Genomic DNA, 21185 nt, shown 5'->3' on the forward strand with positions numbered 1-21185 from the left:
TATTTATTCCTAAGTATTAAATTCACCAGCATCAAGGGCTGCTTTAAATCCAACTGGATCTCGTTGCTTCCACTCGACACGTTCTTGAGTTGTCATTTCGCTTGGTTTTTTAGTAGCACCGCCACCTTGACCACCAGAAGCCCCACTTCCTGATGCGTTTGACGCACGAATCAAAGGCTTGAATGCCTCATTCGCACGAAATTCTTTTTCTAAATCTTCAATGCTCAATGCACTTGGTTTGCCCTGCAAATCAAGAACACGGATTTTAATTTCACCATCTACAGTTTCAACCTGTAGGCGATTACTAATATGTGGAAGTAAAACTGAGTCACTACCTGGTACAGCGAGTTTTGCTGCCAGCTCAGTGGCTTTGCTTCCCACCGTTAATTTGTAGACTTGCGCCTCAAGCGCTTGTTTTTCGTTTAACAGCTCGGTTTCGCGTGCTGTGAATTTCTCACCCCATGACTTTTCCAAAGCGTCAATGTCGCCTTTTTTGCGAGCATTTTCTTCAGCTTCTTTTCGGGCTTGCTCTTCCGCTTCTTTGCGCTTTTGCTGTTCTGCTTTCTTTTCAGCAAGCAGTTCATCAACCTTTTTGCGTAGGCCATCATCGTTTTGAGGTTGTGGAATACCTTCGATTTTCAGGACGTATTTACCGTCTTTTTCTTCATAGAGTGATTTGACAGATTCCTCGACACCATCGAGATTTTCTAATTCATACTTCAGCATTTTGCTCTCCGAGCGATTATGCAGTCACAAACTGCGGGCATAAAAAAAGACCCGTTTGGGTCTAGGTTTGGATTTGGTTTATTTGCGCTGATTGCTCAACTCAATATCTTTTTGATTAATTGAGCTTCGCATAACAGGTGTCTTTTTCTTAGGTGGTATCTGGAAGGTTGCAGTCACAATCGTCATTCCATCCACACTACACTCAGCACTAACATTTGACTGTATGCCTATCTCTTGTTTGGTTTCGGCATCTACAAGTACAAATTGATTGGTGCCTTCAATAAGCTTTAATTCAACGTCTTTCATAATCCCAATTCCTTAAACGTCTTTGCATCCAGCACCCTCAACTCATCGAGCGTGTACATAGCGCCTTGCGGATCAACAAACTTATCGATGCTGTAATTGCCTTCTTTGTAGAGCTTGTAACGCGATGGACCGAGCCATTCCTTTTGAAAAAACTCATCAGTCTGGTCGAAGAACTTTTTAAACGATGTATTAGCATCTAGCTGACCAATCAGGTCTTTACGTTCATCTTTTGGAATGTCCTTAACCTTGCGTTCATCCATCACAAAAGGACGTTTGCCGGCAATATCGCCATCTTCATCACAGCCGACCAGTACAGACCGGCAGTTATAATGAAGTGGCGGTTTTGGATAAGCCTTATTGATGTCGTACACATTGGCATCCAGTGAGGCGCATTGCTTGGAGGTGCGACCATCCAAAGTACTGACGAATTTTACATGAGTAAAACCCAAAGCTTTCCAAGTATCATCATAAGCAACATTCGCCACATGACTTCGTGCAGTCCTGACAGTTCGCTCAATCTCTACCTTGGTCGCATCCCAGATACCACCCACATAAGCGTACTGATTGCCTACCTTGGTTCGCTTGCCACGGATGCGGGTAATAATTTCCTGATTGGTTTGGCCCTGATTGATACCATCACGAATCGCATATTCAACCTGCTTTCGCGCCTTATCCAGTACAAAGCCAAACATTTCATTAATGAGCTGACCGCCTGCCAATGGAGTAGACTTTGCTTTTTTATAAAGCTGCTCACCACTGACCGAGGCTGCTGCACCTGTCATCAACTGACTAACATAAGATGCTTCATACACCGCCATGCTGACCGCTGACTGGTGAAAGGTTTCCGGCACCTCAACTGAAATCTCTTTAAATCGGTCATTCAGCAGGCTTCGGATTTCTTTCAATTGATCAGTTGTATATTGACCACTCGCCAATGCGATTCTTTCAGCATCAGACAGGTTTTCAAGTAATTCCCTTAGCTCTGACACCATCTTATTAGACAGACCGTAAAATCGGCTTAAAACTTCATTTACGACTTGGGTTGATGCTCGATAACTATAGGCAGAGTGTTGGCTCAAGGCATTAAGTATTGCTCGTTGTGCTATTTGGTCGTTCATAGTTCATACCTGGTAAAGCACTGGCCGTTTCAGCTTCGATCCGTTTTTCCTCTTCCTCATAATCAATTTCAGGAACTTTGCCGGTCGTGCGAATTGTATGGAAGGTTTGACGGCTCAATTTGCCCTGTTGCACCAGCTCGTTGTAGAACTTCAGCGCATCCAGTGACAGCTTACCTTTAGCGAAGTCCTGCTTGATCGTAAACTTGGCTTTTTCACCAGAACCGAAGTACTTGGCACACCAGCGCAAGACAATTTCAGAAGCTTCGTTCAGATTGGCTACGCACAACGATAGGACAGAATATTTCGCCATTGACTCATTATTGGATTCGGTTGCAGTTTTCACCACCTGATTTTCCTCAAGCAGTTTTGCACCTAACGCCTTCATGTGCTTTTCTTTGGCTTCCATTGCCTCTTTGGCAATCATTTGTTCCTGTGCTTGAGCAAAGGTGAATGTCGCACCCACTGGAAGCATTAAAGGAGTTGTAGAGCCAAGCATTACACCATTCTCTTGCAACCAATCACGCCACTCGGTATCAAGGCCAGTCATTACTGGTTGAATCTGACCGCAAAGAAATACACTGTTTTCATACTCAGCTGAGTTGTGATAATGCGCGATATTCATTAAAGCCAGTGACTCAAGTGGGATATTGTCGATTTCCCAATCATTCGCCACCGATCCAAGCGGGATAAATGGGATTTCATTCCACTTGGCGCCATTTGCATCAGTTGGATAATACGGCTCGCTATCCGCTTGCAAGGTGCCAGTACGGTCAGAATAAATCTGAACACAATATTCACCGTTCTGGTCCAGTCGCAATACCCGATAAAGCTGAATCTCTTTTAAGCTGAACTCATCACTCGGATCTACAATAGAATCCTTTTCAGCGAGAACCACCAAAGCTGTCTTAAAGTGAGCACCAACCTTGCGCACACCCCAGTTGATAATGCTTAAAGTTTTGTAGTGCACCACAGTCGGCAGAATGCCTAAACGTTCAACCTCAGCAACCGAAGTCGCACCATCTGTCTGCGGATAATCCACAAATAGACCGCCACGGCCAGCATCAAGCAATCCACCTAAAGCACTTTGCATCAAGTGGTAGTAAGACTTACCAGTGCCATCAGCGTTATATTTTAAGAAATCCATACCATCAGGATCAAAGTTCGGGTCTTCTGAAAAGGCAATACCGATCAATTCCTGCTTAGTGTCCTTAGTGATTTCATACAGCACAGCACGATCACGATAAGCCTGATTGCGTAAATCATTCTCACGCTGATCTTTACTCACATTGATTTCAGGAAGATATAAAGCACCTGCCTTTTTCACTGCATTTGCACCATCACATAGATCGTGAACGACCTTCCAACGGCCTTCAAATTCAGTATATTTAGGATGTTTTGAATTGACTGCCATTTAGTACACCGTGCTTAATGAAATAGTTTTTGGTTGAATCTTCTTCGACATCGCCACAGCAAAATATCTAAATCCATCGGCACCATGCGAAGTATGGTCATGCAGAGGTTTATCCTTCCAGCAGCCTTTCTTGTCATCCCACTCTTTGCGATAGTTTTCCAGATGAGAAATACCTTCCTCACACTTGGTTTCGTCAAACTCACATCGAGGCAGGATTTCACGGGCTAATTCAATGCCGTCCATGATCCCAATATTAGGAACCACCTGGAACCGAACCGAGTATTTCACTCCATCAATCTCATAACCCTCTTTGGCAATATCAAGACGAGATTTACCATCGTTCATCAGTGAGCGGTTTTGAATGTCGTGTGGAGCATAATGTGCTGAATAGGTATAGCCGCGATCCTTCAAGACCTTGAAGTAATGACGCATGCCTTCGCCTGAGTTTTCGTAGTAATCAATCACCTGATAATGGTCATCACCAATCTTACGAATGAACCAGATCACCATAGAATCCGATACACCCAAATCCCAGAAGGTCATCACATCCAAATGAGAATTATCAGGCAATTCACCAATACGGTCATTCTCGTACAAGAATTTGAATTGCTTCTTGTAGTAAGCGCCCTCTACTGACTGAGCAAAGGCTTCCGATGGAATAGATGGATACTCACGCTTAATATCTTCACCGAGCGTTTTCTCTTTCTGCCAGTACCATTGCTGCTGCTCTGGTGTGGTATGGATGTTGTATTTGGCTTTTAGTTCAGCAAAGTAATCTTTTAGGCGCTGCGGAATCTCAGCTGTAACTGGCAAAGCATAATCATGATTTTTCCACCATGAAAAGAAAAAGAACTTCCAGTCCAGGATGCCAAGTGTTCTGCCTTGTAGCTGTAACTTCTCAGCGGTCTGGCAGTAGTCATAGAAATAACCAGACTTACCTTCGGCAGTAGATTCAAGGGTGATCTTTCCACCTAAGCCAACCGCCTCAAAAGCACCAGTGACAATCTCACGGGCCTTATCCGGGTACTTGGCACAGATCTTACCAAACTCAGAAATATGTAACCGCTTAAGTGTTCCACCACGGAATGATGTGCTGACTGTAACCGACCCACCTTTGGAAAATACAAGCTCTTCCTTGGTTTCAATACTCAGTGGATTGGCTGCACGTAATGGGTGTGGCAGCTTCTCATAAGCGTATTTGACCTTTTCCCGAAACAGACGTTTAGCATCATGCAGGGTATGTGCAATCAAAGCACACTTATCAGACATGAACAGTGCGGCATCCAACTGGATAATACACATCTCAGTCGTAAAACCGAGCTGACGCGCTTTCAGGATAATGTTTCTCGACCACTCATTCTCAAAGTATTCAAGCTGCTCAAGTGTCATCTTGAACTTGACTTCTTTGCCGTTTTTATCGGTAATTTTATATAAGTTATTTAAACGCCAATGCTGATCAATAAGTTTTGCTCTATGCTCAGGTTTAAGCATATGCCCTCCTTATTAACCTTCTTTGCTTAGCTCATCCATTAGGTCTGAAATAGACTGAATCTCGAGTTTTCCTGAATGCTCCACTTTGTCTTTAAACGCACCAACAGAAACATGCTTGCCGAGTAATTCAAGGTTCTTAACCTTGTCAGGCCATTTGATTTTCTTAAGCCAGCCCGCCTCATCTTCGAGGCTGATAGTTTCAATATTTGATATATACTGCCGCCAGATCTTGGGCCAGTCTTTAATCGGCTTCACATTGCCGTTGTCATCCATGATGTCCAAGACATCCATCTGGTCAATTTCGACTAGGCGCTTTAGGACATAATCAGCGTCAATTTGGGTGCGTTCTTCTCGCTTTGCTTGAGCTTCTGCAATTGCTCCTGAAACACTAACATTTGCTAACAAGCGACTACCTTGCTCATTAGCCGTTCTTTCACTATATCCCGCACGAATTGCAGCCTGAGTAGCGTTTAGGTCTATCAGATATTCTTCGACAAACCTTTGCTGTTTAGGCGTTAGGTTCGCCATGTTTCATCTCCCACGCATACATCAAATCATCAGGCGTTTGTAGATAGCACCCATGCTTATTGCAGAATGCGTGAATGTCGTTTAAATATTCAGTGAATTGTTTTGTATTGGCTTCGGTTGTGCTCATCTTGTCCGCCATTTCATTAGCAATCTTGTCGTATAGTTGCTTTTCAGAAAGACCTAATACTTGCTCAAGATTATTCATGACCGAAATGGTTTCTCGATACATCCCAACATCATCACGCTGAAAGATACGAGCCAAGAACTTTCTTCTGAAAAATATATGCTCTGAGTCTTTATCACTGCCTATATGTTTAGCCCATTGTGTCACCCAGAGCCAATACAGTTTATTTTGAGCTTCACTTCTTTTACTTTGCTTTTGATCAATCACCACCCTTAACGGCTTACCCTCATTAATCGCCTGAGTGTAATTGGTGTGCATGTAGTTAATGGCTTTGGTGATGTCGGCATGACTCTGGATAGGAAACACGGCTTTTTGCATTTCCTATCTCCTTAATTTAGTTTTGGTCGGCACCTCTTGCGCCTTTCCACACCATATAAGACTTATCCAAATCAACATCAAGAAATTCATCATTCTCGATGTCATAATCAAAAGCAGGCATTAGCACAGCCTGCCCTCCATTAATCATCTCGGTATGTGCATAAGCCATATTTTCTTCATACCAGTCTTTAAATTTTTGAGCTTCTTCTGGCAGCCCTTCTTCACCATCTTCAATAATATTTTCTTCAAAACACATGTTATTTTCCTTAAGTTAAAAAATCTCTTTATCTTCCATCACCAACATCTGATTCACTCTCACCAACCACTTCTCAAACATGGCTTCACTCTCTATCCGATTACCCAATTCAAAACGGTCGAATGCAGCATGGCATTTAAAACAAAGGGAAACTGTGAATAGGTCTGAGCTTTTAATCCCTCTACCCTTACCATGCTTGGCACTATTTGAATGAGCAGCCTGGCTGTGAGGATTACCGCACCGAATGCATGGCAGCTTTCTAATTGCTGCGAGTCTTTTGGGGTTGCGCATTTAACTGATCTTCTATGCCGTGGATCTGCTTGTTTACCTTACGAAGTTCAGCACCACACATTTCTTTAAATGCATAGCTTGAAAACAGATGGTTGTAATTCATCAATCGGCTACGATTCTTTTCGAGTACTTCTAAATTCCGTTTTGCTTCTATTGTGTCCATAACCACCACCAATAAGAAAAGAAAAACCCCTCAACATCTAGAATGCGAGGGGCTTTGATTGCCGTAATACGTCCGGCGAATTCGCTATATAGTAAACAAAATGGATTTTTTAATGAAACTTCGCTATATGGCTAATCTATTTTAACTTTCCCACACTTCCGGCATTCAGCCTGATTAAAGATATCAGACTCATAATCATAGTGATGAAAGCAGAATAGGCGTTTTAGGAATTGGAGCATGTGGATCTCCTTTTTGACTGATTCTTTGTGTTAGTGAAAATGTCAGAATATTTCTATTTATTTTCAATGTATTGCTTTTTGATTAATTAAATATTTGTCAAAACTTTTGTCATATTTCAGGCATTAAAAAAGCCCTCTCCGCGGGGCCAGGCGCTACTCATTAATCCATCATCTCGAAATGGGCTACCGATCTGACTTCTTAACTTTCGTTCTGTATGGGTCGGGTTGTCATCCCAGATCTAGTATTTCTCTTAGGCCCACTCAGTACGTGACGAAATCGCACTGGATTCAAACCAATTTATACGGCTGGTTTCTGCATCGCACCGTTTGCGCTGATAGCCGAGCAAGTTAATACACAGCGTCACAAATCCAAGTTACCAATCGGCTGACGTTATTTCATAAGATCACCAATGACTTAGGTTTATAGGAAATTTAGGCATTAAAAAAGCCCACCATTTGGCGAGCTTCTTAGCACTTGGTCACTTTTGTATAGAACGACCAGTCTATAAATATCTTATGTTATATGGGGCTTATTTGTCAATTAAGCTTTTCTCAAATTTTTCCGATAGATATCTGCATAAAAATCTATTTCATCGCGCATGTCTGAAAGCATAATTTCTACCATGTTTTCCAGATAAGCATAGTGCTCACGATAGGTGCGCATCTTCATTTCTGTAATACCGAAGAAGCGTAATTTATCCTCAGATTTAAAATTACCCATATCTCGAAGGCTTAAGAATAGCGCCATCTTTGCAACCTTAAATGCAAAGGACTTAAGGTCAAATCGAATGCGCTGTACATCCTTTGATAGTGCCTGATAAAGCATGGCAGCCAAATGATGATGCAAAATATTGTAGGCCATTGTATTGTCGCGATAATCGCCCCACACCAAAATTTCACAATATGCTTTTGTCGCCTGGTCATCGATTGAAGCAATAGCACCGCAGCGATCTTCCCATGTAATTGGCTCCAAACTACCACCTCCCACACTAGGCTCATAATTCGCAGTCTTTGCCCGTAACTGCTGCCCCAACCATTCAATGTTTGTCATCTTTTCAGCTGCCATCGCATTCATCCCTATTCCCTCTTAAACCCTTAACTTTTCAACTTGAATAATCAGCTTCCCGCCTTTTTCTGATGGCAACCGCTTCACGAGCAATTCATCCACCTGGGAATCATCCAAAATCAACCCACCTTTCGACAAAGCATCGAAGCATGGTTTTACGATGTTATCGATGTCGCGTATTTTCGCATCAGGTGGCGCGTATTCGATCTTTACGCGAACTCTACCCTGATACCCTGCCGGCTCGATAAAGCGCTTCATAACGTCAATAAAGTGGATTGCACGCTTACTTAATCGATTGGTCTTGTTGGCCCCACGAATCCAGTAGTGATTTACTGAAGGAGGTGTGATTAAAACTTCACACCAGAGCAATTCATCATTCATCACACCAAATCCCTTCCCTTCGACCAGATGGGCTGGAACCTTTGGCATTGGATCTGGATTGGATTTCTTTTTCCCTGACTTGGCTGTTACACCAAATCGAGGACCAATACCGGCTTTTCGTGCCTGTGCTGCGGTGATACGGAGATTAGTCATTGGCACCTCGCAGGGCTTGTTCCTTCTTAACCAAATGAGAAATTGCTTTCCGAACCTTGATGCTAAGTTCCTCACGCTTCCAGGAACCAATAACAGCAGCTCTCATTCGACTTAATGCATAGACTGCTTTTAATCGGTTCTGCAACTCATCCCTTTCCTTCTTCTTCTCGATATAACAAGCCTCCATGTTGTTGAGCTGGGCTTTTAGGTTGTCGATGATGGCTTGTTGTTCTTGCCATGCTTTACGAGCACCAACAATCTGAACAGGGCTTAACTTTTCATCTATGCAAAACTTCTTAAAATCATTCATCTCTCAATCACCACTGTAGTTGGGCTGATATGATTCCGAATATCACTTACATAATCCGTGCGGTCATGGTCGGCTAGAGCGGCGCGGAGGTCGCTTAATAAAAACATCTCACCTTCCGGCCATCTAAAAGCAGAATTCCAATACCCATCCCAAACACTCCAGACCCCATAATCATTTTCTTTAAAATGAGAGTTGGTATTTGCGTGCGTTGTACCAATAGGCGCCCCATCCACAATTTCCCGCATTTGTTCGATTGTTAAGTTCATCCCTTTACCCCTCGCTCATTGCTTTCCACTTCAAGCATGGCCCACTGAATTTCATCCCACTTTGTTAAAGAAATACCCTTTTCCATTTGCGATATTTCCGAGACATATTGCTTTGAGCAGTTAAGCTTTTTAGCCAGCGCCATACCTCTACCGCGTCTTTCTAATAACCATTCACGCAAGGCTTTATTTAGACTTTTCATCCCTGTACTCCAAATAGCTGTTTGGTTTTGTCTGTGACCCTAAACCCTTCAGGCAATTGCTTATCACCAGAGATATAGCCAGCTTCTTCCAATTGCTCCACAAACGTTCTGGCAGGTCTAATCGTTCCACCAATCCAGCCATGAATCTCTTTCACCGAAGTTCGACCGGATTTAGCCAACATGCGACGCAATACCAGAATCATTTTTTCACCCTGTTTGACCGCATGCTTTGACGGCACCCAATCCACGGTTTTATTGTCTAATGGGTCTTTCATGCGGCACCTTCCTGCACAACTACTTTGATTTCAGCTCTGAGATCCTTGAGCCATATGTAATCGAGATAAACCTTGTCTAAATCCATGTAAGGCAAAAACTCATGTTTCTTTTCGTGGTACAGGTACACATGGCCATCAAGTACGGAAAAGTATTTTTGCAGTTGAGGAAAATAACCTTCAGGACATGGGGCATTTGTCAAAACCAAAGCGGCAATCATTTCAGCCGAGCCTTGTCCGCCGCATTTTTCAATTAAACTCACACCCCACCCCCTGCGCTTTCCTTAAAACCTTTAATCTTCTGTTTAGCTTCCTCCAGGTACTTCTTAAGCTCATCACCTTGAAGCGGTTGAGTGTCTTTAGGTGAAGACCCATGACCCCAATCACCAAGATCAACTACCATCTTTTTCTCGATGGCCTTAGGACGCTCCCAGACTGCTTGCTGTTGCCCCTGTTCGGCATATTCCTTAACTACGTCCACATAGTTGTCTTTAAATGCCTCATACGCTAAATAAGAGGCTCTATCGACATTCTTTGCCCACTGGATCTCAGCAAACATTTCATAACAGCGGTCATACGCTTCTTTTTCAGCATTTGTGATTGCATGGGTGTTATCACCAAGCCATTTCACGATATTGCCAAGCGCTGCATGCTTTCCTTTGAATGAATCAACAAAACGCTGTTGCTCAGTACCAAAACCTGTAATGCCAAGGCACCATTTGCGAAACATTGCTGGATCTGGACAAAAGCCGTTATCACGAACCATGCGAAGGCCTAGATCAATTTCCTCTCTTGAAAGGCCTTCAATACAGATTTTCATTGCATGACCAATTGCTTCAACCGGCATACCTTCAAATGTTTTTTCAAAGGAACGTGGAGCAATTGCTTTGAAGATTCCAACCAGCTGACCTGTCTTGATTGGCTGAACCGCAGTTTGTTGATTAGTAACCATAGCTGTCATTGCCCTGCTCCTCTTTTGCGATCAACTGTTGAATTTCATCCCAGCGAGATGGTTTTTGGTTTTGTTGTCCGGGTGTGAATTGCTGCTTTGGTGCAAACAAACCTTGATAGTTGCCAGTGATTGAAGTTTTCAAAGACTCATTGCTGCCATCAAATCCCCATTTCTGGAAATCTTTGTAAATCGCATTCAGGGCATTTTTGGTCAGCTTTGTTTTTGCTGTTTGAGAGCGACTAGAAACGTATTGTTCCCAAAGAGAGAAATCACAGAGAAATGAAAATCTTTCTGAAGTCAGTTTGATCACTTCGTCATAAGATAATTTACGAGCCTTGTCTTTACGCTCAGCTTCGGCTTTTGCTTTTTCCTGTTTTACAAAGAAAGGAAAATTATAAAAGTTAGCTTCCAAAGGTTTTTTAGAGCGAAGCGACTTAATTAATAGTTCTATAGATAGAGTTCTATAAGTTAGTTCTATTGTGTCTTCAGTTATGGAAGTGGTTAGCGCTTCACTTTTGGAAGTGGTGCGCTTCACTTTTGGAAGTGCTTCACTTTTGGAAGTGGTACTTTTGTTTTGAAAGTGCTCGACCAATGAAACCTCATTAATCTGGTATTCATTCCCCTTGCGACTGTTCTCGCTAACAATAGAAATCACACCTAAATCAAGTAATTCCTTAAGGCCTCTTCTAACGGTTGCGGTGCCTAATTTTTTAGAGCCTTCGAGCTTTCCACCTTGCAACTGTGAATAGCTCACATGGTCGGTTATCTTGTCCTTAAAGCCGTTAATACGATCCTCAAGTTCTGCATAGACATTTTTTGCTGCATCACTTAAAAAAGGTCGCACCTCATATCGGTATAACCGACTGGACATGACATAGCCTTTTTCAAACTTGTCAGCCATTTTTTTACCTTTGGAGAATTGGACAATATTGTCCTCATGTTTTTTTAGGGCTGTCATGCGGCTACTCCTTGCTCTAACCACTTCGCAATGCGAGTAATTAATTTTTGAGTAAGTTTTACCTGTGTGAATACCTTTTCACCCGATTCAAATAAGCGGGGTGCAGAGGTCACAACATGAATAAGCTTTTGATCAACAGATTTTTGATAAGCCTGAATTTTTCCGTGCTGGTCACGGTATACCACCTTGTGATCAATTAGGTATTGCACCAACTGGTTTTGACCCACCTTGAGAACCTTTGCAGATTCACGGATACCCAATACATTGGTGCAGTCAGCAATGCGATCCAAGCCTTTGGCTTTTGGCTCTAGGACTGCGACTTTTTGAGTAAGTTCAATATTAAGTTTGGCTTGTACTTCGATTGCTTGAAGCAGGTGTGCTGGGTTGGTGATGTCAAAGCTATTTTTAGCCTTAAGCGCTTCTTCCATTGCGGTCATGTGGTCAAACACTTGAGCTTGTAACTCATAGCTATATGACATAGCCATGAGGCAAGCTTCGCGTTTTGGGAAGTTGTAGATATGGCGCGTATTGTTGTTGCCATAATTTTGCGATCCGATAAATTTCGGAGCGTGACCCTCACCTAAAACACTCGGCACTTTCCGCATAAAGTCATCATGACGAAGTTCTTTATATGGTTTTTCGGTAGTAGCAACTTCTTTACGATGAATGTTAATAAAATCAACAATCTCAGGTGATGACATTGTTACTTCGTTTATGTTAAAATTTCCTTGTGTTAACATATTCATGTTTACTTTCCTGTCAGTTAGTGAACAACCGGAAAAGCCTGATCTCGTAAATCAGGCTTTTTCTGTTTCTGGGTTATCAATACAAGCTTGGATTTGTTTATCCAGCTCAGCTAATGCAATGTGCATCTGGTGAATCACTTTAGACATGTCGCGCACTTCACCTTGAGTGATACGGCCATCTGCCATAATTTCGCGGAACATGCTCATCACATCACCGCCCTTCATGCCGATGCACAGCACTTTGTCTGTCAGCGACATATCACGGCATTCAGGAATCTCAGGTAAATCAATTGCCACCTTCTCGTGTTCAGCAGACAAAGCTTGCAAAATACGGAAATCACCAGTCAGCGCCATAAGCTTTGAAGCTTCAGCAAGTGTTAAGTGATGGGTGTCTGTATTTGGATTTACCTTGCTGTTTAGTACGGCTGGGCTTTTGATCCCCATCCGTGGGGCTAATGCTGATGCACCGCCTGGGTGATCGTGCACTGTGTTGTATGCTGCGTCCGTTATGTTCATTTATGATTCCTTTGAACGTATTTGTTTAAATTCAAATGCTTAATAATTGGTTTAAGCGGTTAAGAGCGATTGCGTGGGAACTTCTCGAACAATCCTGTAGGAAATTCCCGGTATAACAGCCATGATTTTTCCAACAGAGGGATCTGGAACGTATTCACCCCACTGATTAATCGCTTGAGGGGTAATGCCAATTTCTTCAGCTAGGCGCGATGCATTTTTAAAATGATCAAGAGCGTCGCTGGTTTTGATAAGTACTCTCATGCCTAATCTCGAAAGTATGCTTTATTATTAAAGTGTACTTTAATACATTTTTGCAAGCAAGCTTTATTAATATTGTTGTAAGCTGGCTTTAAATTTAAAGTGAATTTTAATATGAGCACTCTTGAGGATCGGATTAATCAAGCCATATCCCACTTCTTGTCCAAAAATAAACTTAAGAAGTTGGACAGAGCTGCTATGGCCAAGTATTGCGAGGCATCTGTGGCTGCTGTTGGCCAATGGATCAATGGCAAAACAAAGTCGCTCGATAGCTTTAAGAATGCTAAAGCTGCCCAGTTTCTAGGTGTGAATCCTCACTGGTTGGCTGGTGATCCAAAATACGGAATGCTTGATGCATCAAGTGATCAAAAACTTGATAACAATATCGACTTATCTCAAAAAATCCCTCTTGAGGGTCGCCCTGTGCCTGTTATTTCTTGGGTTGCGGCTGGATCGTTTGAGTCTATTGAAACTGTCTTGAAAGATGTGGAGGTAGAGGAATATTTACCACCAATTAAAGAGTGTGGGAAAAATGGCTACGGTTTGGTTGTAGTTGGGAACTCCATGAAACCAGACTTTAAGCCAGGTGATCGTATTTATGTAAATCCAGATATTCAGACATTCGATTTACAGACAGATGACTTGGTAATTATTGCTTGCTGTGGTGAAACCGAGGCGACATTTAAAAAGTTAATTATTGAAGGTGGTGATAAGTATCTTCAACCACTTAACCCTGATTGGCCTGAGCAAATTATTAAGCTAACAGAAGATTGTCGCTTGGTGGGCAAAGTTGTCGGGCTATATAGAAAACTTTAATTAAAAAGTAATTTGCCAATTAAGGTAAAGATAATATCCCAGGGGGAAACTATGGATAATTTTGTACAACGATTAAAAAACCATATCGAGCATGTAAAAAAAGTAGGTGTCCACTGCTCAACGGAAGAGACAACGAAGCAAGCGCTGATATTACCTTTATTGGATATTTTGGGTTTTAATCCATATGACCCCACAAAAGTTCTTGCGGAATTTGCAGCTGATTTCCCGGGAGTTAAGGCAACTGAGCGTGTAGATTACGCGCTATATTGCAATGGTCAGCCTGTAATGTTTATTGAAGCCAAGCCTTATGTTGCAAATCTAACCAATCATGCGCCACAACTATCAAGGTATTTTAACAGCAGCCTGGGTGTAACTATTGGTGCTATTACAAATGGTCGTGAGTGGAGATTTTTTACAGATCTAATCAACACTAATGTTATGGATGAAAAGCCATTTCTAACAATTGATTTTACAAAAGCTGACCCTGAAGATCTGACACAGTTAGCGGAATTTAAACATGACAACTTTCATGCGGAAAAGTTAAGATTTTTTGCAGAAGAAAATCAATATATCCAGCAATTTAAAACTGTAATTAAGAAAAGTATTAATGAAGTTGATATTGATTTTGTAAGATATGTTGCACAACAAGCAAGCATACAACGCCAATTGAATACTAAGTTTCTTGAATCCATACAACCATTTGTTCAGCAAGCGGTACAGCAGGCTATTAGTGATACAGTCGTTAAAGGCCTATCCTCACCAACAATTATTACCGCACAGCCAATTGAGCAGAAACCGACTGAAAATCAACCTGAAGTGAATCAGGTAATACCAGAGTCCGATTTTATTGTGCATCCCGACAATGAAAAAATCATCACCACAAAGGATGAGCAAGATTTACTGCGTATTGTGACGGAGTTATTCCCAGGAGTTGAGATTGAAGGGCGTGATACTGAGAGCTATTACTCTGTTCTATATCAAAATAAAAATAATAGATGGTTGTTTAGATATGACGTGAATCGCAAGCGTCCTACTATTCAGTTTAATGTGTCGGTTGATGAAGCGCGCAAAACTGAACTGGAACGCGCTGGCCTGGAGGTTCAAAACAATGGTCAAATCTTTATAGAAAAGCCAGAACACATTTATCGAATGGTAGGCATTCTAAGGGATAGTCTTGAATATTGCATGAATGATGAAAATTTCAAACGCGCTTCTAGTTAGTAACTGTTAATAATAAGCTTTACCAAACCCGCTATATGCGGGTTTTCTTTTATCTATCAAATCACAAATTAAAGCAAAGTTTATAAATATAATTAAAGTGTGCTTTACATAATCTATTTATTAAAGTATGCTTTAATCATCAAGTAAAAAAAGCCCCAGCGTAGCGCGAACTACCTGAGGCCTGACCCACACCCTAAACTGTGAGTGAAATTATTATGAATACAAAAGTTGATGAAGGCAAGTTGATTAGCGGGAAAGATGCGCTGATTGCTTTAGCGAATGGCGAGGAAGTTGAACTACAAGCACCTGGTGATATGAATTGGTATGACTCAACTCAATGGACTGTTGGAGAATTACTTTGTTTTAAGGGGCGATTCCGACTAAAACCACGCACTATTACCGTCAATGGGATTGAAGTTCCTGCGCCTTTTGAACCGAAAGATGGTGAGACGATTTTTATTCCTGTTAACTTTCTAGCGCAAGGCTATATGGAGTGTAAATATCCGACTTTTGAAAAACATGTTTTTCAATTTGGAGTGTGGCGCACCGAAGAAGAAATAAAGCAAGTCGTTGCAGCGCTTCGTCAAATATTCGGAGGCAGCCATGAATAAATTCCTCCTACTACCTTTAGCCCTAACGCTATCAGGCTGCCTTGCCCAAGCTGAATCTATCGAAGATCAGCCGCAAGTCGACATCGCTGCAAAGCAATACGAAGTTCAAAGCGTAAATTGCAATCAGATCTGTGTTGCTACTGTCAAAGCTGATGATTACAACATCTATGTCGAGTATGCCTTGGATGATGGCTCAGTCGAGTTCTTAGACATTCTTAATGTCGTACGTCATGAGGAAGCGGTTAATGCATACGTTGATCGTTATGAGATTGAAAAGATTAATGCTGCGATTGTTGGGGGTGTGAAGTGAATCAATTTCAAATCGAGCAATATGCTGGCATTGATCAAGCAGTTGCGAAACACATGATGCACAGCAGAACTGCTAAAGCAAAAAATGCTATGTCACTTCTAAAAATGTGCGTTTCACTCCCTGAAAACTGCGCTCTCACGCTTCTTAAGGAGGCTGTTGCTGACTGCAAAAAAGAAATGAATGAGGTGCCAGCATGAACGCAATAGCTCAATTCTGTGGATGTGGTGCAGCAATGCGACCTATCAGCCACATCGGAAATCAGTCTTTATTCCTGTGCCGTGATGGTCATAGCACCAAGGTAATTGACTGCAAGGTGAATGAAGATTTCACCCGTGATTTGTACTTCTCAGACCTGCCGAGCTTCAAAGTGGATCTGGATATTTCGATTGAAGATAACGTGCTGACTTTTGGTTTGTATCGTCAGATTGGTGAAAACCTGTATGCAACGGCTGATTGTTCAATGGCTGTATTACCTCACACGATGACGCAAATGCGTAGTCAGAATGGTGATATGCGATATGCCGAGCCGGTGGATATTGATTCTTGGCTTGTGGTGAAAGATACACCTGTGACTCTGCTGGATGTCTTTAATTTTGAAGCTGAGGAAGGTCAGACATTTGCGCTGACGGATGAGCAAATTAAGGAATTACAGCGTCTTGTGAATGAATACGCGGAACAACTATTTGAAGAGGTGGTTTGAGATGGAAAAATTCGAATTAGAAATTGCAGACCAAAATATTGTTGTTGCTGCATTTAAGACACCAGGCGGCACCACTGAACTATTCGAGCGTATTGCTCAAGAAGCGCGTTCGCATGTTCCAGATGTAACCACTAAAAAAGGCCGCGATCAGATTGGTTCACTCGCCCTGAAAATCAGCAAATCCAAGACCTTTATTGAGAAGTGTGGAAAAGGATTGGTTGCTGAGCAAAAGGCCCAAATCAAAGTTATTGATGATGACCGCATTGCGACTGTTAAGAAATTTGATGAACTTCGCAATGAAATCTTGGCACCGCGCGATGCTTGGGAGCAGGCTGAAAAGGATCGTGTGGCGAAGCATGAGCAGTTTATCGCTGAAATCAAAGAAGCTGCTGATTATGCAAATGAGGTCGACTCTGGCGGTTTAAAGAATCGCATTACTTTTGTTGAAGGAAAGAATATTGACTCATCCCTTGAGGAATACGAAGAACAAGCCAAGCTTGCCAAATTTGAAACACTGGAAGTACTACGCAAGGCATTGGTGACACGCGAAAAATACGAAGCTGAACAAGCTGAATTAGAGCGCCTGCGTCAAGCTGAAATACTTCGCCAGCAACAAGAACGTGAAGCTCAAATTGCCCGTGAAGCTGCTGAAAAAGCCACTCGCGAAGCAGAAGAAAAAGCACGTTTTGAAGCTGAACGTGTTCAACGTGAAAAGCGTGAAGCAGAACAGCGTGAAGCTCGATTGAAAGCTGAAAAAGAAGCTGCTGAGTTACGTGCTGTGCAGGCTGCTGAAAATGAACGTAAGCGTATTGAAGCTGAACAGTTTGCTCAGGCTGAGGCTGAACGTAAGGCTGAAGAAGCACGTTTGGCTGATAAGGAGCATCGTCGCTGGATTAACAATGAAGTGCTTATGGCTCTTAAAGAGCAAGGTTTTGATGAAGCGGCAGCTAAAAAAATAATTGCAGCAATCGCTAAAAACCAAATCCCGCACGTGTCAATCAAATACTAAGGAATAAGAATATGAATGCACCAGTACAAGCAAATTTAATCACAGCTCAAATTAATCAATTGTCTGAAATGTTGGGCTTGCACAATGTAGATCCGGCTGAACTTGAGCAAACCTTAATGCAGACTGCGTTTAAGTCTGATGCTCAAATAACTCGTGAACAGATGGGTGCGCTGCTAATTGTCGCTGGACAATACAAACTAAATCCATGGACAAAAGAGATTTATGCATTCCCGGACAAAAAAGGAATCATTCCAGTTGTTGGTGTTGACGGTTGGTCGCGAATCATTAACAGCAACCCAAGTCTGGATGGTATTGACTACCGCTATTCAGACAATATGATTCGCATGGAGGGGGCAAAAGCTGACGCTCATGAATGGGTTGAATGCGTGATTTACCGAAAGGATCGTGCGCAACCTATCGTAATTCGCGAATACCTGGATGAGGTTTATAGAAAGCCATTTGTTAAAAATAACTATCAGATTGATGGGCCTTGGCAGACACACCCTAAGCGCTTTCTGCGCCATAAAGCCTTAATTCAATGTGCTCGTATCGCTTTTGGATACTCTGGCATTTATGACCAAGATGAGGCTGAGCGCATCATTGAAAGCCAAACAATGAAAACTATTCAAGGTGTTGATGAAAGTGTTATCCCTGATGGTTACGCTAACTTTGAAGCTGATCATTTAGCAGCACTGCAAAATGAAGCTCAACACGGCTCAGAGCGCTTGCAGGTTGCATTTACAGCCTTACCCAAAGGTGATTGTAAAAAATACTTCTGGACCACTCATTCAGTTGCTTTAAAACAGGTTGCTGAACTTGCGGATCAAGCCTTATCACGCCAAGGAGAAACCTATGACCATTCACCAGCGTAGTGAAGACTGGCATGCAGACCGGTGCGGAAAAATCACTGCAAGCCGAATCAAGGATATCGATGCCAAGCCAATTAAAGGCAAAGCACACAATGCCCTAACCTTAACTATTCTGACTGAGCGCCTTACTGGCGTTCAGGAGGAAACTAAAACCACAAGCCTAATGCAATGGGGTATTGATCAAGAGCCTTATGCGATTGCTGCGTATGAAAATGAAACCGGTAATTTTGTAGTTGGAACAGGTCTGATTGATCATCCGGTTATCAAAATGAGTGGTGCTAGTCCTGATGGGTTGGTGGGTAAAGATGGGCAAATTGAGGCTAAATGTCCAAGCTCTCAAACTCACCTGAATACCGTTTTAACTAAAGAGGTGCCTGCTGAATATGTGCCACAGATCACCTGGCAATTGGCTTGTACTCGTCGCAAGTGGTGTGACTTTGTGAGCTATGACCCTCGCCTGCCTGAGCATTTGCAACTGGTGGTTATCCGTGTATTTGCAGAGGACTTGGATATTGCGGGTATTGAGCAGTCAGTGATTCGGTTCAATCAAAAAATTGACCAGATCATTGCTGAGTTGGATCCGCAGAAGGTGGCAGCATGAAATTCTTAAAAATTGAAAACAAGATTTTGAATATTGAGCAGATTAAATCCGTTACTGAAAACCTTGTAACTGTTGGTTATTCAAAAGAAGCTGATGATTCTCCATTCAGTGATCCAATAAGAGAGGTTCAGGGCATCATGGTCCACATGATCAATAGCTCCGAGTTTGAATATTTTGTTTTTGAAAGCGAAACCATTGAATCATTTTATGAAAAATTGGTGGCAGCATGAAAATTAAAGAAGGTGGTGGGATGGGTATTCAAAACACATACCCAGAATACGATGATTGGCTAAAAACCAATATGCAAAAACTATTTGAGTCAGTAGAGCTTCTACCAAAAGAAGAAGTTAGAGACATTATTGAAGTTGCGGGTCGAGCAATTTGGCAAGCAGCCAAAGCTCAAGCGGTGCCGGAAGGGTTTGTGGTTGTTAGTCAGAAAGACCTACTCGAACTAACCATTGCTATAAATGCAGTTGACCTAGCAACACATACTGAAAGTAAAACAAATGAAGTGCGTGAAATGTGGCAGCAGGTTGCACTCAAGTTGATGGCGCTAGGTATATCACAGGAGCCGGCCAATGACTGAATACAAGATTACAAGCCTTAAAGACCTGCTGAATATCCCTGTGGATCGAGTTGATGATTGCTTGGATGAGTTAAAAGATGGTTTGAAATTGATGCATGCTCAAATGGTGGCTTTTGAAATCCCTGTGACTGACGCTGTATTTGATAGCTTCACTTGGAAAGATGATGGTGCGAAAGATATGACTAGTAATGCGCATTTTTCTTGTGGTGGTGTTGTTCAAGTTAAGGTAGATCGAAATGACTGAAATTCAACTAACTAACATTCAGTTCGCCCAGCTCCAGATCGACAACCTTGTGGCCAAAGACAAGCCATACAACGAAACATGGTCTCCCGGTGATGTTGGCTCATTCAATGCGATTTTAAATGCAGTGGATTATGACAATGAGTTCACATATCACATGCGCGGCTGGTCACGTCAACGAGTTAAAAGTGGTACTGGTGGGATTATCACGGTAGATGAAAGTAATGCGGATAAGTTGTATCACCTATTCACCTGCTATTTGAATAAGTTGCCGAGCGGTGTGGTGTTAGCTTTGGGAGAAGTGTCTTGAAAGCGAATGAGTTTTTTAAAAAGCATGGCTGGAATGACACAAAAGTCATGATTGAAAGCCCATTTGGCTTGGGTGAATATGAGTATCTTTGGGATGACCTAAAACGCCTTGTTGAAAGTCATGAGTTGGTGGCAAGTTGGGGTGGTTTGGCTGATGCCAAGGTGGCGGTAAAGGTTAGTCGCCACAAGAAATACCTGAAAAGAGCCATTGCGGATGTAGAGAGTTGTATGGAGGTGAATCAATGACAGCAATGGCAAATATGGGCAGCTTGGTTGTTGCCCTGCCACCTTCAGACATTTGGTTGACAGATGATCAGGCGGCAGAATTTTTAGGATATGGTGGTGTGCATTTCAAGGCATCCATTATTTGCTTAAAAGGTTTTCCAAAACCAAGGTACATCACAGAAACCACAAAAGGTCGAAGATGGAATTTAAAAAAATTATCTGACTGGCTAGAAAGTAGGCCGGAAGATTTAAAAAAAGCAGTAGGCAGACCCCGCAAAATATAGCGGGGTTTTTCTTGATTAAAATATGGATTACGCCAGAATTACGCCAAAGGTATTACAAGTTATTGATTTTATAAGTAGTAGTGGTGCGCTCAGCGGGACTCGAACCCACGCCACAGGCTTCGGAGACCTGTACTCTATCCAGTTGAGCTATGAGCGCTTATATGAGGAGTGCGCACATCATAACAAAAAATCGCATAAGGTAAACAACTATATATAAGCTAGTAATTTTAGTGACTACGCTTTGAACAATCTTCTCACACCTTTATAAAAGAATTCCCACTCAATCACTTGGCT

Annotated in this window: 37 protein-coding genes and 1 tRNA gene; 15 read left to right on the top strand and 23 right to left on the bottom strand. The window is 42.2% G+C overall.

Annotation, left to right across the window (positions count from 1 at the left end; genetic code table 11):
- Positions 1 to 9 precede the first annotated feature (9 nt).
- From HADU_RS06500 to HADU_RS06600, 22 genes are all read right to left on the bottom strand, one after another.
- On the bottom strand, positions 10 to 726 hold the full coding sequence (locus HADU_RS06500) for a hypothetical protein (protein ID WP_008304613.1): 717 nt from the start codon (positions 724 to 726) through the stop codon (positions 10 to 12).
- Between the two features lie 78 nt (positions 727 to 804).
- Positions 805 to 1032, bottom strand: a complete 228-nt coding sequence (locus tag HADU_RS06505) for a hypothetical protein (protein ID WP_004645325.1) — start codon at positions 1030 to 1032, stop codon at positions 805 to 807.
- Entirely contained in the window at positions 1029 to 2150 is a 1122-nt protein-coding gene (locus tag HADU_RS06510; RefSeq protein WP_034592434.1) for a minor capsid protein, read from the bottom strand. Before HADU_RS06510 ends, HADU_RS06505 begins: the two co-directional genes overlap by 4 nt.
- The gene (locus tag HADU_RS06515; protein WP_008304616.1) at positions 2116 to 3561 is read right to left on the bottom strand and encodes a DUF4055 domain-containing protein; all 1446 of its coding nucleotides are present in this window, start codon (positions 3559 to 3561) and stop codon (positions 2116 to 2118) included. Before HADU_RS06515 ends, HADU_RS06510 begins: the two co-directional genes overlap by 35 nt.
- Positions 3562 to 5052 carry a hypothetical protein gene (locus tag HADU_RS06520; protein ID WP_008304618.1) on the bottom strand — a complete coding sequence of 497 codons (1491 nt, stop codon included), beginning with the start codon at positions 5050 to 5052 and terminating at the stop codon, positions 3562 to 3564.
- Between the two features lie 12 nt (positions 5053 to 5064).
- Entirely contained in the window at positions 5065 to 5580 is a 516-nt protein-coding gene (locus tag HADU_RS06525; protein ID WP_008304620.1) for a terminase small subunit, read from the bottom strand.
- Positions 5561 to 6082: a hypothetical protein gene (locus HADU_RS06530; RefSeq protein WP_008304623.1), complete on the bottom strand. Its 522-nt coding sequence runs from the start codon at positions 6080 to 6082 to the stop codon at positions 5561 to 5563. The genes HADU_RS06525 and HADU_RS06530 overlap by 20 nt, the downstream gene beginning before the upstream one ends.
- 16 nt (positions 6083 to 6098) lie before the next feature.
- Positions 6099 to 6338 carry a hypothetical protein gene (locus HADU_RS06535; RefSeq protein ID WP_008304625.1) on the bottom strand — a complete coding sequence of 80 codons (240 nt, stop codon included), beginning with the start codon at positions 6336 to 6338 and terminating at the stop codon, positions 6099 to 6101.
- Between the two features lie 15 nt (positions 6339 to 6353).
- A complete protein-coding gene (locus tag HADU_RS15885) occupies positions 6354 to 6629 on the bottom strand; it encodes a hypothetical protein (protein ID WP_008304627.1) in 276 nt (91 codons plus the stop codon).
- A complete protein-coding gene (locus tag HADU_RS15250; protein ID WP_081399002.1) occupies positions 6598 to 6792 on the bottom strand; it encodes a hypothetical protein in 195 nt (64 codons plus the stop codon). Before HADU_RS15250 ends, HADU_RS15885 begins: the two co-directional genes overlap by 32 nt.
- Before the next feature lie 780 nt (positions 6793 to 7572).
- Positions 7573 to 8106: a hypothetical protein gene (locus HADU_RS06545; RefSeq protein WP_008304629.1), complete on the bottom strand. Its 534-nt coding sequence runs from the start codon at positions 8104 to 8106 to the stop codon at positions 7573 to 7575.
- Positions 8107 to 8118: 12 nt separating this feature from the next.
- The gene (locus HADU_RS06550; protein WP_004645338.1) at positions 8119 to 8631 is read right to left on the bottom strand and encodes a RusA family crossover junction endodeoxyribonuclease; all 513 of its coding nucleotides are present in this window, start codon (positions 8629 to 8631) and stop codon (positions 8119 to 8121) included.
- Positions 8624 to 8941 (bottom strand): hypothetical protein, encoded by a 318-nt coding sequence (locus HADU_RS06555; RefSeq protein ID WP_008304632.1) that lies wholly within the window; start codon positions 8939 to 8941, stop codon positions 8624 to 8626. Before HADU_RS06555 ends, HADU_RS06550 begins: the two co-directional genes overlap by 8 nt.
- A complete protein-coding gene (locus HADU_RS06560; RefSeq protein WP_008304634.1) occupies positions 8938 to 9207 on the bottom strand; it encodes a hypothetical protein in 270 nt (89 codons plus the stop codon). Before HADU_RS06560 ends, HADU_RS06555 begins: the two co-directional genes overlap by 4 nt.
- The gene (locus tag HADU_RS06565) at positions 9204 to 9407 is read right to left on the bottom strand and encodes a hypothetical protein (RefSeq protein WP_008304636.1); all 204 of its coding nucleotides are present in this window, start codon (positions 9405 to 9407) and stop codon (positions 9204 to 9206) included. Before HADU_RS06565 ends, HADU_RS06560 begins: the two co-directional genes overlap by 4 nt.
- Positions 9404 to 9682: a hypothetical protein gene (locus tag HADU_RS06570; RefSeq protein WP_008304638.1), complete on the bottom strand. Its 279-nt coding sequence runs from the start codon at positions 9680 to 9682 to the stop codon at positions 9404 to 9406. The genes HADU_RS06565 and HADU_RS06570 overlap by 4 nt, the downstream gene beginning before the upstream one ends.
- Positions 9679 to 9942 (bottom strand): hypothetical protein, encoded by a 264-nt coding sequence (locus HADU_RS06575; protein ID WP_008304639.1) that lies wholly within the window; start codon positions 9940 to 9942, stop codon positions 9679 to 9681. Before HADU_RS06575 ends, HADU_RS06570 begins: the two co-directional genes overlap by 4 nt.
- A complete protein-coding gene (locus HADU_RS06580; RefSeq protein WP_008304640.1) occupies positions 9939 to 10640 on the bottom strand; it encodes a hypothetical protein in 702 nt (233 codons plus the stop codon). Before HADU_RS06580 ends, HADU_RS06575 begins: the two co-directional genes overlap by 4 nt.
- A complete protein-coding gene (locus HADU_RS06585; protein ID WP_008304641.1) occupies positions 10621 to 11589 on the bottom strand; it encodes a hypothetical protein in 969 nt (322 codons plus the stop codon). The genes HADU_RS06580 and HADU_RS06585 overlap by 20 nt, the downstream gene beginning before the upstream one ends.
- Positions 11586 to 12335 (bottom strand): phage antirepressor KilAC domain-containing protein, encoded by a 750-nt coding sequence (locus tag HADU_RS06590; protein ID WP_008304642.1) that lies wholly within the window; start codon positions 12333 to 12335, stop codon positions 11586 to 11588. The genes HADU_RS06585 and HADU_RS06590 overlap by 4 nt, the downstream gene beginning before the upstream one ends.
- A gap of 51 nt (positions 12336 to 12386) precedes the next feature.
- A complete protein-coding gene (locus HADU_RS06595; protein WP_008304644.1) occupies positions 12387 to 12851 on the bottom strand; it encodes a phage regulatory CII family protein in 465 nt (154 codons plus the stop codon).
- A 51-nt stretch (positions 12852 to 12902) separates the two neighbouring features.
- Entirely contained in the window at positions 12903 to 13112 is a 210-nt protein-coding gene (locus HADU_RS06600; RefSeq protein WP_008304646.1) for a Cro/CI family transcriptional regulator, read from the bottom strand.
- Between the two features lie 111 nt (positions 13113 to 13223).
- Here HADU_RS06600 and HADU_RS06605 point away from each other — a divergent pair, with 111 nt between their 5' ends.
- From HADU_RS06605 to HADU_RS06675, 15 genes are all read left to right on the top strand, one after another.
- Positions 13224 to 13925 carry a S24 family peptidase gene (locus HADU_RS06605; protein ID WP_008304649.1) on the top strand — a complete coding sequence of 234 codons (702 nt, stop codon included), beginning with the start codon at positions 13224 to 13226 and terminating at the stop codon, positions 13923 to 13925.
- 51 nt (positions 13926 to 13976) lie between these two features.
- Positions 13977 to 15146, top strand: coding sequence for a type I restriction endonuclease (locus HADU_RS06610; protein ID WP_008304651.1), 1170 nt, complete (start codon positions 13977 to 13979; stop codon positions 15144 to 15146).
- A gap of 215 nt (positions 15147 to 15361) precedes the next feature.
- Positions 15362 to 15757, top strand: coding sequence for a hypothetical protein (locus HADU_RS06615; RefSeq protein WP_008304652.1), 396 nt, complete (start codon positions 15362 to 15364; stop codon positions 15755 to 15757).
- Positions 15750 to 16067, top strand: coding sequence for a hypothetical protein (locus tag HADU_RS06620; RefSeq protein WP_008304655.1), 318 nt, complete (start codon positions 15750 to 15752; stop codon positions 16065 to 16067). The genes HADU_RS06615 and HADU_RS06620 overlap by 8 nt, the downstream gene beginning before the upstream one ends.
- The gene (locus HADU_RS06625) at positions 16064 to 16264 is read left to right on the top strand and encodes a hypothetical protein (RefSeq protein ID WP_008304658.1); all 201 of its coding nucleotides are present in this window, start codon (positions 16064 to 16066) and stop codon (positions 16262 to 16264) included. The genes HADU_RS06620 and HADU_RS06625 overlap by 4 nt, the downstream gene beginning before the upstream one ends.
- Positions 16261 to 16767, top strand: a complete 507-nt coding sequence (locus tag HADU_RS06630; protein ID WP_008304660.1) for a hypothetical protein — start codon at positions 16261 to 16263, stop codon at positions 16765 to 16767. Before HADU_RS06625 ends, HADU_RS06630 begins: the two co-directional genes overlap by 4 nt.
- A gap of 1 nt (position 16768) precedes the next feature.
- Positions 16769 to 17776 carry a hypothetical protein gene (locus HADU_RS06635; RefSeq protein WP_008304661.1) on the top strand — a complete coding sequence of 336 codons (1008 nt, stop codon included), beginning with the start codon at positions 16769 to 16771 and terminating at the stop codon, positions 17774 to 17776.
- 11 nt (positions 17777 to 17787) lie between these two features.
- Entirely contained in the window at positions 17788 to 18648 is an 861-nt protein-coding gene (gene bet / locus HADU_RS06640; protein ID WP_008304663.1) for a phage recombination protein Bet, read from the top strand.
- Positions 18629 to 19246, top strand: a complete 618-nt coding sequence (locus tag HADU_RS06645) for a lambda exonuclease family protein (RefSeq protein WP_008304665.1) — start codon at positions 18629 to 18631, stop codon at positions 19244 to 19246. The genes bet and HADU_RS06645 overlap by 20 nt, the downstream gene beginning before the upstream one ends.
- Positions 19243 to 19476 carry a hypothetical protein gene (locus HADU_RS06650; RefSeq protein ID WP_008304666.1) on the top strand — a complete coding sequence of 78 codons (234 nt, stop codon included), beginning with the start codon at positions 19243 to 19245 and terminating at the stop codon, positions 19474 to 19476. The genes HADU_RS06645 and HADU_RS06650 overlap by 4 nt, the downstream gene beginning before the upstream one ends.
- Positions 19473 to 19832, top strand: coding sequence for a hypothetical protein (locus tag HADU_RS06655; protein WP_008304668.1), 360 nt, complete (start codon positions 19473 to 19475; stop codon positions 19830 to 19832). The genes HADU_RS06650 and HADU_RS06655 overlap by 4 nt, the downstream gene beginning before the upstream one ends.
- The gene (locus HADU_RS06660; RefSeq protein ID WP_008304670.1) at positions 19825 to 20076 is read left to right on the top strand and encodes a hypothetical protein; all 252 of its coding nucleotides are present in this window, start codon (positions 19825 to 19827) and stop codon (positions 20074 to 20076) included. Before HADU_RS06655 ends, HADU_RS06660 begins: the two co-directional genes overlap by 8 nt.
- Positions 20069 to 20383, top strand: a complete 315-nt coding sequence (locus HADU_RS06665) for a hypothetical protein (RefSeq protein ID WP_008304671.1) — start codon at positions 20069 to 20071, stop codon at positions 20381 to 20383. Before HADU_RS06660 ends, HADU_RS06665 begins: the two co-directional genes overlap by 8 nt.
- On the top strand, positions 20380 to 20628 hold the full coding sequence (locus tag HADU_RS06670) for a hypothetical protein (RefSeq protein ID WP_008304673.1): 249 nt from the start codon (positions 20380 to 20382) through the stop codon (positions 20626 to 20628). Before HADU_RS06665 ends, HADU_RS06670 begins: the two co-directional genes overlap by 4 nt.
- On the top strand, positions 20625 to 20891 hold the full coding sequence (locus tag HADU_RS06675) for a hypothetical protein (RefSeq protein WP_008304674.1): 267 nt from the start codon (positions 20625 to 20627) through the stop codon (positions 20889 to 20891). The genes HADU_RS06670 and HADU_RS06675 overlap by 4 nt, the downstream gene beginning before the upstream one ends.
- 81 nt (positions 20892 to 20972) lie before the next feature.
- On the opposite strand, the gene HADU_RS06680 is transcribed toward HADU_RS06675, so the two are convergent.
- Positions 20973 to 21048, bottom strand: a tRNA-Arg gene (locus HADU_RS06680).
- Between the last annotated feature and the right edge of the window lie 137 nt (positions 21049 to 21185).

The sequence above is a fragment of the Acinetobacter sp. HA genome, from assembly GCF_000264725.1.
Taxonomy (GTDB): domain Bacteria; phylum Pseudomonadota; class Gammaproteobacteria; order Pseudomonadales; family Moraxellaceae; genus Acinetobacter; species Acinetobacter schindleri.

What these genes read in the sequence shown, in the direction of transcription:
- HADU_RS06505 (WP_004645325.1), bottom strand. Translation starts at nt 1,032, where the DNA reads ATGAAAGACGTTGAATTAAAGCTTATTGAAGGCACCAATCAATTTGTA.
- HADU_RS06610 (WP_008304651.1), top strand. Translation starts at nt 13,977, where the DNA reads ATGGATAATTTTGTACAACGATTAAAAAACCATATCGAGCATGTAAAA.
- HADU_RS06665 (WP_008304671.1), top strand. Translation starts at nt 20,069, where the DNA reads ATGACTGAAATTCAACTAACTAACATTCAGTTCGCCCAGCTCCAGATC.
- HADU_RS06600 (WP_008304646.1), bottom strand. Translation starts at nt 13,112, where the DNA reads ATGAGAGTACTTATCAAAACCAGCGACGCTCTTGATCATTTTAAAAAT.
- HADU_RS06500 (WP_008304613.1), bottom strand. Translation starts at nt 726, where the DNA reads ATGCTGAAGTATGAATTAGAAAATCTCGATGGTGTCGAGGAATCTGTC.
- HADU_RS06520 (WP_008304618.1), bottom strand. Translation starts at nt 5,052, where the DNA reads ATGCTTAAACCTGAGCATAGAGCAAAACTTATTGATCAGCATTGGCGT.
- HADU_RS06660 (WP_008304670.1), top strand. Translation starts at nt 19,825, where the DNA reads ATGACTGAATACAAGATTACAAGCCTTAAAGACCTGCTGAATATCCCT.
- HADU_RS06620 (WP_008304655.1), top strand. Translation starts at nt 15,750, where the DNA reads ATGAATAAATTCCTCCTACTACCTTTAGCCCTAACGCTATCAGGCTGC.
- HADU_RS06615 (WP_008304652.1), top strand. Translation starts at nt 15,362, where the DNA reads ATGAATACAAAAGTTGATGAAGGCAAGTTGATTAGCGGGAAAGATGCG.
- HADU_RS06510 (WP_034592434.1), bottom strand. Translation starts at nt 2,150, where the DNA reads ATGAACGACCAAATAGCACAACGAGCAATACTTAATGCCTTGAGCCAA.
- HADU_RS06585 (WP_008304641.1), bottom strand. Translation starts at nt 11,589, where the DNA reads ATGACAGCCCTAAAAAAACATGAGGACAATATTGTCCAATTCTCCAAA.
- HADU_RS06635 (WP_008304661.1), top strand. Translation starts at nt 16,769, where the DNA reads ATGGAAAAATTCGAATTAGAAATTGCAGACCAAAATATTGTTGTTGCT.
- bet (WP_008304663.1), top strand. Translation starts at nt 17,788, where the DNA reads ATGAATGCACCAGTACAAGCAAATTTAATCACAGCTCAAATTAATCAA.
- HADU_RS06535 (WP_008304625.1), bottom strand. Translation starts at nt 6,338, where the DNA reads ATGTGTTTTGAAGAAAATATTATTGAAGATGGTGAAGAAGGGCTGCCA.
- HADU_RS06545 (WP_008304629.1), bottom strand. Translation starts at nt 8,106, where the DNA reads ATGAATGCGATGGCAGCTGAAAAGATGACAAACATTGAATGGTTGGGG.
- HADU_RS06630 (WP_008304660.1), top strand. Translation starts at nt 16,261, where the DNA reads ATGAACGCAATAGCTCAATTCTGTGGATGTGGTGCAGCAATGCGACCT.
- HADU_RS06655 (WP_008304668.1), top strand. Translation starts at nt 19,473, where the DNA reads ATGAAAATTAAAGAAGGTGGTGGGATGGGTATTCAAAACACATACCCA.
- HADU_RS06580 (WP_008304640.1), bottom strand. Translation starts at nt 10,640, where the DNA reads ATGACAGCTATGGTTACTAATCAACAAACTGCGGTTCAGCCAATCAAG.
- HADU_RS06515 (WP_008304616.1), bottom strand. Translation starts at nt 3,561, where the DNA reads ATGGCAGTCAATTCAAAACATCCTAAATATACTGAATTTGAAGGCCGT.
- HADU_RS06645 (WP_008304665.1), top strand. Translation starts at nt 18,629, where the DNA reads ATGACCATTCACCAGCGTAGTGAAGACTGGCATGCAGACCGGTGCGGA.
- HADU_RS06605 (WP_008304649.1), top strand. Translation starts at nt 13,224, where the DNA reads ATGAGCACTCTTGAGGATCGGATTAATCAAGCCATATCCCACTTCTTG.
- HADU_RS06565 (WP_008304636.1), bottom strand. Translation starts at nt 9,407, where the DNA reads ATGAAAAGTCTAAATAAAGCCTTGCGTGAATGGTTATTAGAAAGACGC.
- HADU_RS06650 (WP_008304666.1), top strand. Translation starts at nt 19,243, where the DNA reads ATGAAATTCTTAAAAATTGAAAACAAGATTTTGAATATTGAGCAGATT.
- HADU_RS06570 (WP_008304638.1), bottom strand. Translation starts at nt 9,682, where the DNA reads ATGAAAGACCCATTAGACAATAAAACCGTGGATTGGGTGCCGTCAAAG.
- HADU_RS15250 (WP_081399002.1), bottom strand. Translation starts at nt 6,792, where the DNA reads ATGGACACAATAGAAGCAAAACGGAATTTAGAAGTACTCGAAAAGAAT.
- HADU_RS06590 (WP_008304642.1), bottom strand. Translation starts at nt 12,335, where the DNA reads ATGAATATGTTAACACAAGGAAATTTTAACATAAACGAAGTAACAATG.
- HADU_RS15885 (WP_008304627.1), bottom strand. Translation starts at nt 6,629, where the DNA reads ATGCGCAACCCCAAAAGACTCGCAGCAATTAGAAAGCTGCCATGCATT.
- HADU_RS06595 (WP_008304644.1), bottom strand. Translation starts at nt 12,851, where the DNA reads ATGAACATAACGGACGCAGCATACAACACAGTGCACGATCACCCAGGC.
- HADU_RS06555 (WP_008304632.1), bottom strand. Translation starts at nt 8,941, where the DNA reads ATGAATGATTTTAAGAAGTTTTGCATAGATGAAAAGTTAAGCCCTGTT.
- HADU_RS06530 (WP_008304623.1), bottom strand. Translation starts at nt 6,082, where the DNA reads ATGCAAAAAGCCGTGTTTCCTATCCAGAGTCATGCCGACATCACCAAA.
- HADU_RS06560 (WP_008304634.1), bottom strand. Translation starts at nt 9,207, where the DNA reads ATGAACTTAACAATCGAACAAATGCGGGAAATTGTGGATGGGGCGCCT.
- HADU_RS06550 (WP_004645338.1), bottom strand. Translation starts at nt 8,631, where the DNA reads ATGACTAATCTCCGTATCACCGCAGCACAGGCACGAAAAGCCGGTATT.
- HADU_RS06525 (WP_008304620.1), bottom strand. Translation starts at nt 5,580, where the DNA reads ATGGCGAACCTAACGCCTAAACAGCAAAGGTTTGTCGAAGAATATCTG.
- HADU_RS06675 (WP_008304674.1), top strand. Translation starts at nt 20,625, where the DNA reads ATGACAGCAATGGCAAATATGGGCAGCTTGGTTGTTGCCCTGCCACCT.